A 12,332-nucleotide genomic window follows, 5' to 3' on the forward strand; every position below is an offset into this window, starting at 1 on the left:
CCGGGGGCGGTGCCCCCGTCCCCGCCGGGCGTCAGCTCATGCGGAGGGCCAGGAAGAAGTCCAGCTTGTCCTCCAGGCGGGACAGGTCGCGGCCCGTCAGTTGTTCGATCCTGCCCACTCGGTACCGCAGCGTGTTCACGTGCAGATGCAGGCGCGTCGCGCAGCGGGTCCAGGAGCCGTCGCAGTCGAGGAACGCCTCCAGCGTCGGGATCAGCTCTGCGCGGTGGCGGCGGTCGTAGTCCCGCAGCGGGTCCAGCAGGCGCGCCGTGAACGCCCGGCGCACGTCGTCCGGCACGAACGGCAGCAGCAGCACGTGCGAGGCCAGCTCGTGGTGGCCCGCCGCGCACACCCGGCCCGGGCGCGCCGCCGCCACGCGGCGGGCGTGGCGGGCCTCCTCCAGCGCGCCGCGCAGCCCCTCCGCCGAGTGCACGGCCGCGCTGACGCCCAGAGTGAGGCGGCCGTCACCGTCGAGACCGGCCGACAGCGGGGCGCGTACCGACTCCAGCAGGGCGTCGGCGTGCAGACCGGCCTCCGAGGACGGCGTCGCCTCCTCCTCCAGCCCCAGCGGGCTCACCGCCGACAGCGGCACCAGCGCGATGGCCTCGTCACCCATGTGCGCCACGGCGATCCGGTCCGCCGAGTCCACTCCGGCGGCCGACGGGTCGACGAGGATCTCCTCCAACAGTGACTGCGCGACCGGCCCCGCCTCGATGCCCGATTCCGCGCCCCAGTCCACCCGGGCCACGACGACCTGCCAGTGCGGCGCGCTCCCGAGGCCCGGCAGCAGCACGGGCGCGGCCACCCGCAGCCGCGCGGCGATCTCCGCGGGCGCGGCGCCCGTCTGGACCAGCTCCAGGACCTCCTGGGCGAGCCGGCGCCGCACCGTGCGGGCCGCCTCGCGCCGGTCGCGTTCGACGGCGATCAGCTGGGTGACGCCCTGCAGCAGGTCGAGACGGGCCGCGGGCCAGTCCCCGGCGTCGGCCTCGACGGCCAGCAGCCAGGCCGACAGGACGTTCTCGCGGACGTCCCGCAACGCCGGCACGGCCCCCCTGCCGGTGTTACGGATCGGGAAGAGCGAGTACGTCACGCCGCCGACCACCGCCCGGTGCGGCGGCCGCCGGCCGGCCCGTACCGCGGCCAGGTGCTCCCCGGCCAGCACCGCGCCGGTCTGGGCGGTGAGCCCCTCGCCGACGCCCGCGATCTGCCGCCCGGTGGGCGAGAGCACCCAGGCCCGCAGGTCCAGGTCGGAGCCGAGGAGATCGAGCACGGCGTCCGGGCCGCCGCCCGGCGGACCGGAGGTCATCAGCCTTCTGTGTCTGTCGACGACTGCCGCGAGGTCCCCGGCACGCTCCCCGGAGACCTGCCGCACCACGTACTCGGTGATCGTCGCGAATGCAACGGATTCGTTCACGGAGAACAACGGCAGCCGGTGGCGGGAACACGCCTGCACCAGATCGTCGGGGATGTCGCCGAGCTCCGCCTCGCCCGCCGCGAGCCCCGCCACCTGAGCGCTCGCGAGGATACGGACGAACGGTTCCGAGTCCTCGGCGCTGCGCCGCCAGGCCAGGCCGGTGAGCACCAGTTCGCCGCCCGAGAGGTACCGGCTCGGGTCCCGCAGGTCGGTGGTCATCACACCCCGCACGCCGCGGTCGAGCTCGTCCTCGCCGCCGAGCAGCCGCAGCCCCAGCGCGTCGGTCTCCAGCAGTGCGCGCAGCCGCATCTCGTCGCCACCGATCTGTCTCGTTGTTGCAGGTTCTGGCCGGCGATCCTTTGGCCACGGTTTCCGGGGGGAAACGGTGAGGTTGCTGATCCCCGCCTTTCGTTCGAATCTACAAGACGAGAGAGGAGACCAGCCAACTCCTTCATGGTTTCGGTGACTGCACCGCTCGGATCGCGCCGCGTGTACTGGACCACATCGCGTGAACAGCACGTGAACATCCAGTCGAGGCCGGCCGTCCAGGGCCCCGTGCGACGACGACCCCGAGATTGAGAAGAAGAGAGCCAGTCATGGACTTCCTTCGCCCAGCCGGCTGGAAGGATGCGCTCGCCGCCAAGGCCGAGCATCCCACCGCTGTGCCCATCGCGGGTGGGACCGATGTGATGGTCGAAATCAACTTCGACCACCGTCGGCCGGAGTACCTCCTGGATCTGAACCGCGTCGGCGAGCTGACCGAGTGGGAGGTCGGGGAGGAGAGCGTCCGGCTCGGCGCCTCCGTTCCGTACACCACGATCATGGAGCAGCTGCGGGCCGAGCTGCCGGGCCTCGCGCTCGCCTCCCACACGGTCGCCTCCCCGCAGATCCGCAACCGCGGAAGTGTCGGCGGCAACCTCGGCACCGCGTCGCCCGCCGGCGACGCCCACCCCGCACTGCTCGCCGCGGGCGCCGAGGTCGAGGTGGAGTCGGTACGCGGCTCCCGCCGCATCCCGATCGACGAGTTCTACACGGGCGTCAAGCGCAACGCGCTCGCCTCCGACGAGCTCATCCGCGCCGTGCACATCAAGAAGGCCGACGGGCCCCAGCAGTTCTCCAAGGTCGGCACCCGCAACGCGATGGTGATCGCGGTCTGCGCCTTCGGCCTCGCCCTGCACCCCCGGACCCGTACCGTGCGCGCCGGCATCGGCTCCGCCGCCCCCACCCCCGTCCGCGCCAGGGCTGCGGAGGACTTCCTGAACGCCGCGCTCGAAGAAGGCGGATTCTGGGAGAGCGGGCACATCATCACGCCCTCGATCGCCCAGCAGTTCGCGGAACTCGCCGCCGGTGCCTGCAACCCCATCGACGACGTGCGCGGCACCGCCCGGTACCGCCGGCACGCCGTGGGCATCATGGCCCGCCGCACGCTCGGCTGGGCCTGGGAGCAGTACCGCGGCACCGCCCGCACGCTGGAAGGAGCTGCATGAGCATGCGCGTCAGTTTCACCGTCAACGGACGTCGCCGGCAGGCGGACGACGTCTGGGAGGGCGAGAGCCTGCTCTACGTGCTGCGTGAGCGCCTTGGCCTGCCGGGCTCCAAGAACGCCTGTGAGCAGGGCGAATGCGGATCCTGCACGGTCAGGCTCGACGGCGTTCCGGTCTGTGCCTGCCTCGTCGCGGCCGGCCAGGCCGAGGGCCGCGAGGTGGTGACCGTCGAGGGCCTCGCCGGTGAGGGCGCCGCGCTCTCCCCGATCCAGCAGGCGTTCATCGACGCGGGCGCCGTGCAGTGCGGTTTCTGCACCCCCGGCCTGCTGGTCGCCGCCGACGAGATGCTGGAGCGCAACCCGTCGCCGTCCGACGAGGACATCCGCGAGGCGCTCTCCGGCAACCTCTGCCGCTGCACCGGATACGAGAAGATTCTCGACGCCGTCCGCCTCGCGGCCGCTCGTCAGGAGCGCCGGGGAAGCCAGGAAGCGACGGTGTGACGATGACACGGAACACCCGGGTCGCCACCGTCCCGGCGGGCACTCCCACCAAGGTCACCCAGGGGTCCAGGACCAAGGGCGGCATCGGCGAGTCCACGCTCCGCCCCGACGGCACGCTCAAGGTCACCGGCGAGTTCGCCTACTCCTCGGACATGTGGCACGAGGACATGCTGTGGGGCCAGATCCTGCGGTCCACCGTCGCGCACGCCGAGATCGTGTCCCTCGACACCGCCGAGGCGCTGGCCGTACCGGGCGTCTACGCCGTGCTGACGTACGACGACCTGCCGACCGCGGTGAAGCACTACGGCATGGAGATCCGGGACACCCCGGTCCTGGCCCACGGCAAGGTCCGCCACCACGGTGAGCCGGTCGCGCTCGTGGCCGCCGACCATCCGGAGACCGCGCGCCGCGCCGCCGCGAAGATCAAGATCGAGTACCGGGAGCTGCCCCTCGTCACCGACGAGGCGTCGGCGCTCGCTCCGGACGCGATCCTGGTCCACGAGAACCGGGACGACCACCGCGCCGCTCACGTGCCGCACCCGAACATCGTCCACCGTCAGCCGATCGTCCGCGGCAACGTGGCGCAGGCCCGCAGCCGGGCCGACGTGATCGTGGAGGGCGAGTACACCTTCGGCATGCAGGACCAGGCCTTCCTCGGCCCGGAGTCCGGCCTCGCGGTGCCCGCCGAGGACGGCGGCGTCGACCTGTACTGCGCCACCCAGTGGCTCCACTCCGACCTGCGGCAGATCGCCCCGGTCCTCGGCCTGCCCGAGGAGAAGGTGCGCATGACGATGGCCGGCGTCGGCGGCGCGTTCGGCGGCCGCGAGGACATCTCGATGCAGATCCTCGCCTGCCTGCTCGCGCTGCACACGGGCAAGCCGGTCAAGATGGTCTACAACCGCTTCGAGTCCTTCTTCGGGCACGTCCACCGGCACCCGGCGAAGCTCCACTACGAGCACGGCGCCACCAAGGACGGCAAGCTCACGCACATGGCGTGCAGGATCGTGCTCGACGGCGGCGCCTACGCGTCGTCCACGGCATCGGTCGTCGGCAACGCCGCGTCCCTCTCGGCCGGCCCGTACGTCATCGACAACGTCGACATCGAGGCGATCGGCCTCTACACCAACAACCCGCCCTGCGGCGCCATGCGCGGCTTCGGCGCGGTCCAGGCGTGCTTCGCCTACGAGGCCCAGATGGACAAGCTCGCCGCCCGGCTGGACATGGACCCGGTGGAGTTCCGGCAGAAGAACGCGATGGCGCAGGGCACGATCATGCCGACCGGGCAGCCGGTCGACTCCCCGGCCCCGGTCGCCGAGCTGCTGCGCCTCGTCGCGTCCCGCCCGCTGCCGCCGGAGCGCCAGTGGGAGACCACCGAGGGCGCCGACGTCCGCGCGCTGCCGGGCGGTCTGTCCAACACCACGCACGGCGAGGGCGTCGTCCGGGGTGTCGGCTACGCGGTCGGCATCAAGAACGTCGGCTTCTCCGAGGGCTTCGACGACTACTCGACCGCCAGGGTCCGCATCGAGGTCATCGGCGGTGAGCCCGTGGCCACGGTCCACACGGCCGCGGCTGAGGTCGGCCAGGGCGGTGTCACCGTTCACGCACAGATCGCCCGCACCGAGCTCGGCGTCCAGCAGGTCACCATCCACCCCGCCGACACCCAGGTGGGCTCGGCCGGTTCGACCTCCGCGGCCCGCCAGACGTACGTGACCGGCGGCGCCATCAAGAACTCCTGCGAGCTCGTCCGCGAGAAGGTCCTGGAGATCGGCCGGCGCAAGTTCGGCTCGTACCACCCGGCGTGGGCCGGCGCCGAACTCCTCCTGGAGGGCGGCAAGGTCGTCACCGACGGCGGCGAGACCCTCGCCACCATCGTGGACGTGCTCGAGGACGAGGTCGTGGAGGTCGAGGAGGAGTGGCGCCACCGCCCCACCGAGCCCTTCGATCTCAGGACCGGCCAGGGCAACGGCCATGTCCAGTACGCCTTCGCCGCGCACCGCGCGGTGGTCGAGGTCGACACCGAGCTCGGCCTGGTCAAGGTCATCGAACTGGCCTGTGCCCAGGACGTCGGCAAGGCCCTCAACCCGCTCTCCGCCGTCGGCCAGATCCACGGTGCCACCACCCAGGGCCTGGGCGTCGCGGTGATGGAGGAGATCATCGTCGACCCGAAGACCGCGAAGGTGAAGAACCCCTCCTTCACGGACTACCTGATACCCACGATCCTCGACACGCCGACCATCCCGGTCGACATGCTCGAACTGGCCGACCCCCACGCGCCGTACGGCCTGCGGGGACTCGGCGAGGCCCCGACCCTGTCGTCCACTCCGGCCGTCCTCGCGGCGATCCGGAACGCGACGGGTCTCGAACTGAACAGGACGCCGGTGCGCCCCGAGCACCTCACCGGCACCTGACAGGTCCCCACACTTCTCCGGGCGGTGCGTGCCATGCCTCCAAAAGGAACGTCATTTCCGCACTGCCCGTGCCGCCCGGAGAGAATCAGCGCCGCACCGCTCGCGGCCACAGCACCACCCCGCAGTAACGAGCAGTACCCCGCAGAGCAGGTTCGTCTCGGGCCGTCCCCCGGGTCGTGCAGCCGAAGCACCTTCCCAAATCCCGCCGGCGAAACCCTTCCGGCGGGTGCCCCTGTGAACCTTGGGAGTAGGCACCATGACCCAGCAGTCCACCGAGCCGAGAGGCGCTGACGACGCCGGCGCAGGCACGCTCCCCCAGGGCCTTCGGCCTGGGGGTGCCCCCAACTCGCTGCGCTCGCCAGCCGGCCGGTCCTGGCTCGACCGGTATTTCCACATCACCAAGAGAGGTTCGACCGTCGCGCAGGAGGTGCGCGGCGGCATCACCACCTTCATGGCGATGGCGTACATCGTCCTGCTGAACCCGGTGATCCTGTCGGTGCCCGACGCGACCGGCGCGCGGCTCGACGGTGACCAGCTGACCACCGCGACGGTCTTCGCCGCGGCCACCACCACCATCGTGATGGGCCTCCTCGGCAACGTGCCGCTGGCCCTCGCCGCGGGACTCAGTGTCTCCGCCGTCATGGCATTCCAGGTCGCGCCCGCGATGACCTGGGAAAACGCGATGGGCATGTGCGTCATCTACGGTCTTGTGATCGTCCTGCTCGTCGTCACGGGTCTGCGGGAACTGATCATGAACGCGATCCCGCTGGCGCTGAAGCACGCCATCACCATGGGTATCGGACTGTTCGTCTGCCTCATCGGCCTCGTCCAGGCCGGATTCGTCACCTCCATGCCCGGTGAGGGCGGCATCGCCGGCGCCAAGCCCATCCAGCTCGGCACGCACGACATGCTCACCGGCTGGCCGGTGCTCTGCTTCTCCGTCACCGTCCTGCTCATCTTCCTGCTCCAGGTGCGCAAGGTTCCCGGTGCGATCCTCATCGGCATCGTCGGCGGCACGGTCTTCGCCGCCGTCGTCCACCAGTTCGCCGGCCTCGACAAGGCCGCGTGGGGCGGTCTGAACGCGCCCGAGATCACCGGATCGATCATCTCGACCCCCGACTTCGGCCTGTTCGGCGCCGTCTCCTTCGACGGCATGGCCGGTGTCGGCGGCATCACCGTCGGCGTGATCGTCTTCACCCTGGTGCTGGCCGGGTTCTTCGACGCCATGGGCACCATCATCGGCATCGGCCAGCAGGCCAACCTCGCCGACGACAAGGGCAAGATGCCCGGCCTCAACAAGGCCCTCGCCATCGACGGCGCGGGCGGCGCGATCGGCGGCCTCGCGGGCGCCTCCGGCCAGACCGTCTTCGTCGAGTCCACCGCCGGCGTCGGCGACGGCGCCCGTACCGGTCTCGCCAGCGTCGTCACCGGTCTCGCGTTCACGCTCTGCCTCTTCTTCACCCCGCTGGCCCAGCTCATCCCGACCCAGGTCGCCGCGGCCGCCCTGGTGGTCATCGGCTCGATGATGATGACCAACGCCAAGCACATCGACTGGAACGACCCGGCCACCGCCATTCCGGTCTTCCTGACCACGGTGCTGATGCCGTTCACCTACTCCATCACCGCGGGCATCGCCGCCGGTGTCATCGCCCACGTCCTGATCAAGGCGGTCCAGGGCCGGGCGCGCGACGTCGGCTGGCTCATGTGGGTCCTGTCCGCCGTGTTCCTCGCCTACTTCGCCCTCAATCCGATCGAGGGCTGGCTGGGCGTCAAGTAGCACCGCCGCCGTCCTCCACACGCCTTCGTCCGAGGAGACCGAGATGCTGGACATCGCCGAAGAGCTGAACCGGTGGGTCGAGCAGGGCCGTTCGTTCGCCGTCGCCACCGTCGTCGCCGTCGGGGGCAGCGCCCCCCGCCAGCCGGGCGCGGCGCTCGCCGTCGACAGCGAGGGCACGGCGATCGGCTCGGTCTCCGGAGGGTGTGTGGAGGGCGCGGTCTACGACCTGTGCACCCAGGCGCTCCAGGACGGCGAAAGCGTCCTGGAACGCTTCGGATACAGCGACGAGGACGCGTTCGCCGTGGGGCTCACCTGCGGCGGCGTGATCGACGTCCTCGTCACCCCCGTACCCGCGGACGCTCCCGGCAGGGAGGTGTTCGCGGCCGCGCTGGCCACCGCCGCCCGTGGGGAGGCGGCGGCGGTCGCGCGGGTCACCGACGGTCCCGCTGAACTGGCGGGCCGCGCCCTGCTGGTGCGCCCCGACGGCAGCTGCGCGGGGTCGCTCGGCGGCCACCCCGAGCTGGACCGCACGGCGGCCGCGGAGGCCGCGGCCATGCTGGACGCCGGCCGTACCGGGACCGTCGTCATCGGCGAGGACGGCTCGCGCTGCGGGCGGCCGCTGACGCTGCTCGTCGAGTCGAGCGTGCCGCCGCCCCGCATGATCGTCTTCGGCGCCGTCGACTTCGCCGCCGCGCTCGTGCGGGTGGGCAAGTTCCTCGGCTACCACGTCACCGTCTGCGACGCGCGGCCCGTCTTCGCCACGCGGACCCGCTTCCCGGATGCGGACGAGGTCGTCGTCGAATGGCCGCACCGCTACCTGGAGTCCACCGATGTGGACGGCCGCACCGTGCTGTGCGTCCTGACCCACGACACCAAGTTCGACGTCCCGCTGCTCGAACGGGCGCTGCGGATGTCGGTCGCGTACGTGGGGGCCATGGGCTCCCGCCGTACCCACGAGGACCGCGAGAGGCGGCTGCGGGAGGCCGGCGTCACGGAGCTGGAGCTTGCCCGGCTGCGGTCCCCGATCGGCCTCGACCTCGGTGCGCGCACACCGGAGGAGACGGCGCTGTCCATCGGCGCGGAGATCGTGGCGAATCGCCGGGGCGGCAGCGGAGCCTCGCTGACCGGCGCCCATACGCCCATCCACCACGACGGACCCGACGCCGTGGCGGGTCGCATCGGGTCGGTGGCGTAGCTCCGCCGACTGCGCTGGGCCCGCGGGCCGTTCGCGCCTGTCAGCTGTGACGTTTCTGTGATTCCTGACGCTGAGTTGTGTACGGGGAGACACGCGGCGGTCATGGTCATGAACATGACGTGACCGCCAGGACGAAGAGGAACGAGTGGGCGAGGAGCGGGGCGGCCGACGTGCGCAGGCGCACGACGCGGAGCTCGGTGACGCGGTCGCGAGGGCGCAGCAGGGTGACGAGGCCGCGTTCACCCGGGCCTATCGGATCGTCCACCCCCCGTTGCTCGGGTTCCTCCGCGGACTCGTCGGCGACGACGCCGAGGACGTGGCCTCCGACGCCTGGCTCGAAATCGCCCGGGACATCGGGCGCTTCCGCGGCGACGGGGTCGGCTTCCGGGCCTGGACGGCGAGCATCGCGCGCAACCGGGCCATCGACCACCTGCGCCGCGTCAGGAGCCGTCCGCGCGGCACGTACCTCGAGAACGACCTCGCGGAGATGCCCGCCCGCCAGGACACGGCGGAGGAGGCGTTCGAGACCGTCTCGACGCAGGAAGCGCTGGCGCTCATCGCCCGACTGCCACGGCAGCAGGCCGAAGCCGTACTGCTCCAGACGGTCATCGGACTCGACGGACCGACGGCCGCCCGGGTGCTCGGCAAGCGGCCCGGTGCCGTCCGCTCCGCCACCCACCGCGGACTGAGGCGACTGGAGAAGCACCTCACCGCACTCCGGACGAAGGGTCGTGTGACAGATTCCGACCCCTGTGCGCTGGGAGGGGCGAGATGACCGAAAACCGATCTGGAGACGCGACGGGCTCCGGGGCCGCGGCCGCGCCGCAGCCCACGACTCCGGCGCTCGACGAGGTGCTGGCCGCCGCGGCGCGCCCGGCGCCCGTCGAGCCGGAGCCCGCCGCACGCGCGCTCGCCGCCTTCCGTGCCGCGCGCGCCGAAGGCGCGCTCTCGCTGCCCACCCGGCCCGAGGACGACTGGCGCCCCGCGCCCCGCTCGGGCATCCGTGCACGAGGGCTCAAGGCGGGCATCGGCGCGCTCGTGGCCGGCGTGATGCTCGGCGGCGGCGTGGCGATGGCGACCGGCGCGATTCCGGGGCCCTTCGACGAGCCGCCGGCGCATCGGCCCGACCCCGTGACCGGCCCCTCGTCCGACGGGGAGCCGGCGCCGGACACCGTCCGCGACGACTCCGTGCCGCCCACGTCCGAGACGTCCGCCGGGCCCGGGGGCGAGCGCCCGCCGGCGGCGAAGGACGAGGAGGCGCGCTGCCGCGCGTACGACAAGGCGGAGCGGCGCGACGACGCCGCCGAGGCGGGTGCGATGCGGAAGCGTCTGGAAGAGGCGGCGGGCGGCCCGCAGGCCGTCGCGGCGTACTGCGCCGACCTGTTGGCCGAGTCGGGCACCGGACCCGGTTCCGATTCCCGCGGCGACCGCGGACCGAAGAAGTCCGGATCCCCGGCCGCCAAGGCTCCGGATGCGCCCCCGGGCAGGGACAGGGACGATTCACCGCGGCACCGGCAGTTCCCCAAGGACTGACCGTCGCGGGGACGGCGCCGCTGCACCAGCCGTGGGATAGGGCTGCATGCCGCGAGTCGCCGCGGGCGTGCCCTTCCGGCCGCTCCCGGGCCCGTCAGGCTCTTCTCCCGCGCACGCACCTGCGCGGTGCCCTCGACCTCGACCGACGGGCCGTCCCTGCGCGGCCATTGGTGCGCCGCCGGCAGTCCCCGGTCGGTGGTCGTGCCGCCGCCCCGACACCTGAGGGGTGCCGATGGTTGTACGCGCGAGCCCCGATGTTCCTGTGAGAACGGACACCACCGCCGGCCGTGATGCTTTCCCCTCCGCTTTCGCTGGGACGGACGAGCTGGTCATTGGCTGTTGGTGGGGAGGAAACGGATGCCGATCGAAGGGCGTGCAGCGCAGCTGCCGGACGCCGACGGCATGCAGGGATATGCCGCGGGTTTCGTCACCGAGATGGGCGAGCGCAGCAGACTGCCGCTCGACTACAGCGTGGTGAGCCTGAGACTCGTGGACTTCGTCGTCGACGGGCTCAGACGCGGCAGACCGGAGCGCTCGGCCGTCGACCGCATCCTCCAGGGCCTCGGCGCCTACGTCGGCGAGGTGATCGTCCGTCGGGCGGGGGCGCGCTGGGTCGACCTCGACGCGGACCAGAGCGAGCTGTTCGGCCAGCCCGTCGGCCTCCGTATGCCCGACGGCCGGGTCTGGAACCCACTGGGGAAGGTGGTCAAGCGCTTCGAGCACGGGGCGTCGGAGTCGGTCGAGCGCTTCTACCTGCTCCTGCACGGCCGCCGCCCCCCGAACCGCCGCGACCCGCTCCCGGAGCGCGCCGCGTGCTGAAGAGGGGGTGTGGGGGCCGTCGCCCCCACACCCCCTCTTCCCGCTTGACCCGCCTTGCGAGCGTGCGCACCGCGGGCCTCCTCAGGTGATGGTGACGACACGTGCCCAGGACGGCGGGGTGTCCGGGACGTAGTCGGGGTTCTCCTCGTCCACGGCGCGGACGGGACGGGGGAAGAGACCCACGACCGTGCGGCAGGGCGGCTGCGCGGAGGGCCATGGCGTCTGACCGTCCGTCAGCGCGACGACGACGTCCGGGCGAGGCCGGGAGCGGAGCGCCCGGGCGAATCCGGAGCGCAGGTCCGTTCCTCCGCCGCCGACCAGTTCGATGTTCTCGGCACGGCAGAGCGGGACGGCGACCCCGGCCGCCGCGTCGCAGGAGATCACCGACACCAGGTCGCGCCGCCCGCCCACCGCCCGCGAGATCGCCGCCACCTCCAGCAGCGCTGCCCAGTTCGGCGTCGCTCACCGACCCGGAGGTGTCGATCACGACGCCGAGTCACCACGGCAGGATCGCCAGGGCCTCCACCTCCAGCAGCAGTTCCGGTCGGAACAGGGCGGCCACCTGGACTGCCGTGCTGGCCGGCGGACGCGCGGTGTCGACATAGGCGTCGCGGGCGGCACGCACCTCCGGCAGGACGGCGATGTCGGTGACGTAGTAGGTGAGCTTGGCGACGTCCGCGAATGTCGCGCCTCCCGCCGCCAGGCAACGCTGCAGGTTCTCGAAGACCTGGCGGGCCTGGGCGGCGGCGTCGCCCTCGCCGACCACGTTTCCCTTTGCGTCCAGCGCGACCTGCCCGGAGATGACGACCAGCCGTCCTTCCCCTACGACCACATGGCTGTAGCCGTTACCGGGAGCGACTCCGTCGGGCGGGATGTGGTCGAGCATGGTCTCTTCCGACTCGTCCCGCACATCTGACTCGCCTGACACAGGTGTCCTTCCGAACTGACGTCGACGACGCAACGATACGTCGGAGCGGCCGTGTTGGGGGTGCCTCCGGTCTCTTCTGCGGGCGTCGCATGTCCACCGCACGGGCCAGGGCGGCGGTGACGGGTCCGGCGTGGTCGGGGAGACGGACAGCTGCCCAAGCAGCGGCCACCCGGCTGACGGACCGGGCCACGTTCCTCGCCGCCGGGAAGCGGTACGCGCAGGCGCAGGACGACTTCCTGGAGGCGACTGGGCTGCGCGGCTGACGGCGGCAGCCGGT

11 protein-coding genes and 1 pseudogene are annotated in these 12,332 nt (G+C 72.1%); 9 read left to right on the forward strand and 3 right to left on the reverse strand.

Annotated elements, in window-relative coordinates; all coding sequences use genetic code 11:
* Positions 1-31 precede the first annotated feature (31 nt).
* Positions 32-1,720, reverse strand: a complete 1,689-nt coding sequence (locus ACLB9X_RS07170; protein ID WP_410359395.1) for a PucR family transcriptional regulator — start codon at positions 1,718-1,720, stop codon at positions 32-34.
* Between the two features lie 287 nt (positions 1,721-2,007).
* On the opposite strand from ACLB9X_RS07170, the gene ACLB9X_RS07175 reads away from it, so the two are divergent.
* From ACLB9X_RS07175 to ACLB9X_RS07210, 8 genes are all read left to right on the forward strand, one after another.
* On the forward strand, positions 2,008-2,898 hold the full coding sequence (locus ACLB9X_RS07175; RefSeq protein WP_410359396.1) for an FAD binding domain-containing protein: 891 nt from the start codon (positions 2,008-2,010) through the stop codon (positions 2,896-2,898).
* A gap of 2 nt (positions 2,899-2,900) precedes the next feature.
* Entirely contained in the window at positions 2,901-3,395 is a 495-nt protein-coding gene (locus ACLB9X_RS07180) for a (2Fe-2S)-binding protein (protein WP_410359593.1), read from the forward strand.
* A 2-nt stretch (positions 3,396-3,397) separates the two neighbouring features.
* On the forward strand, positions 3,398-5,803 hold the full coding sequence (locus ACLB9X_RS07185; protein ID WP_410359397.1) for a xanthine dehydrogenase family protein molybdopterin-binding subunit: 2,406 nt from the start codon (positions 3,398-3,400) through the stop codon (positions 5,801-5,803).
* Between the two features lie 256 nt (positions 5,804-6,059).
* Positions 6,060-7,580, forward strand: a complete 1,521-nt coding sequence (locus tag ACLB9X_RS07190; protein WP_410359398.1) for an NCS2 family permease — start codon at positions 6,060-6,062, stop codon at positions 7,578-7,580.
* A gap of 43 nt (positions 7,581-7,623) precedes the next feature.
* Positions 7,624-8,775, forward strand: coding sequence for an XdhC family protein (locus tag ACLB9X_RS07195; RefSeq protein WP_410359399.1), 1,152 nt, complete (start codon positions 7,624-7,626; stop codon positions 8,773-8,775).
* A 145-nt stretch (positions 8,776-8,920) separates the two neighbouring features.
* Positions 8,921-9,550, forward strand: coding sequence for an RNA polymerase sigma factor (locus ACLB9X_RS07200; protein WP_410359400.1), 630 nt, complete (start codon positions 8,921-8,923; stop codon positions 9,548-9,550).
* Positions 9,547-10,308, forward strand: a complete 762-nt coding sequence (locus tag ACLB9X_RS07205; protein WP_410359401.1) for a hypothetical protein — start codon at positions 9,547-9,549, stop codon at positions 10,306-10,308. The genes ACLB9X_RS07200 and ACLB9X_RS07205 overlap by 4 nt, the downstream gene beginning before the upstream one ends.
* A 357-nt stretch (positions 10,309-10,665) precedes the next feature.
* Positions 10,666-11,127 (forward strand): hypothetical protein, encoded by a 462-nt coding sequence (locus ACLB9X_RS07210; RefSeq protein ID WP_410359402.1) that lies wholly within the window; start codon positions 10,666-10,668, stop codon positions 11,125-11,127.
* Between the two features lie 81 nt (positions 11,128-11,208).
* On the opposite strand, the pseudogene ACLB9X_RS07215 reads toward ACLB9X_RS07210, so the two are convergent.
* Positions 11,209-11,617, reverse strand: a pseudogene (locus tag ACLB9X_RS07215) (VWA-like domain-containing protein); the annotation flags it as partial.
* Positions 11,618-11,623: 6 nt separating this feature from the next.
* Positions 11,624-12,013, reverse strand: coding sequence for a RidA family protein (locus ACLB9X_RS07220; RefSeq protein ID WP_410359594.1), 390 nt, complete (start codon positions 12,011-12,013; stop codon positions 11,624-11,626).
* Between the two features lie 131 nt (positions 12,014-12,144).
* On the opposite strand from ACLB9X_RS07220, the gene ACLB9X_RS07225 reads away from it, so the two are divergent.
* Positions 12,145-12,318 carry a hypothetical protein gene (locus ACLB9X_RS07225; RefSeq protein ID WP_410359403.1) on the forward strand — a complete coding sequence of 58 codons (174 nt, stop codon included), beginning with the start codon at positions 12,145-12,147 and terminating at the stop codon, positions 12,316-12,318.
* The last annotated feature ends 14 nt before the right edge of the window (positions 12,319-12,332 follow it).

The sequence above is a fragment of the Streptomyces sp. 5K101 genome, assembly GCF_046506645.1.
Classification (GTDB): Bacteria; Actinomycetota; Actinomycetes; order Streptomycetales; family Streptomycetaceae; genus Streptomyces.

Excerpts from the sequence above, each read along its gene's own strand:
- ACLB9X_RS07170 (WP_410359395.1), bottom strand. The coding sequence starts at position 1,720 with ATGCGGCTGCGCGCACTGCTGGAGACCGACGCGCTGGGGCTGCGGCTG.
- ACLB9X_RS07195 (WP_410359399.1), top strand. The coding sequence starts at position 7,624 with ATGCTGGACATCGCCGAAGAGCTGAACCGGTGGGTCGAGCAGGGCCGT.
- ACLB9X_RS07205 (WP_410359401.1), top strand. The coding sequence starts at position 9,547 with ATGACCGAAAACCGATCTGGAGACGCGACGGGCTCCGGGGCCGCGGCC.
- ACLB9X_RS07220 (WP_410359594.1), bottom strand. The coding sequence starts at position 12,013 with ATGCTCGACCACATCCCGCCCGACGGAGTCGCTCCCGGTAACGGCTAC.
- ACLB9X_RS07185 (WP_410359397.1), top strand. The coding sequence starts at position 3,398 with ATGACACGGAACACCCGGGTCGCCACCGTCCCGGCGGGCACTCCCACC.
- ACLB9X_RS07225 (WP_410359403.1), top strand. The coding sequence starts at position 12,145 with ATGTCCACCGCACGGGCCAGGGCGGCGGTGACGGGTCCGGCGTGGTCG.
- ACLB9X_RS07210 (WP_410359402.1), top strand. The coding sequence starts at position 10,666 with ATGCCGATCGAAGGGCGTGCAGCGCAGCTGCCGGACGCCGACGGCATG.
- ACLB9X_RS07180 (WP_410359593.1), top strand. The coding sequence starts at position 2,901 with ATGCGCGTCAGTTTCACCGTCAACGGACGTCGCCGGCAGGCGGACGAC.
- ACLB9X_RS07190 (WP_410359398.1), top strand. The coding sequence starts at position 6,060 with ATGACCCAGCAGTCCACCGAGCCGAGAGGCGCTGACGACGCCGGCGCA.
- ACLB9X_RS07175 (WP_410359396.1), top strand. The coding sequence starts at position 2,008 with ATGGACTTCCTTCGCCCAGCCGGCTGGAAGGATGCGCTCGCCGCCAAG.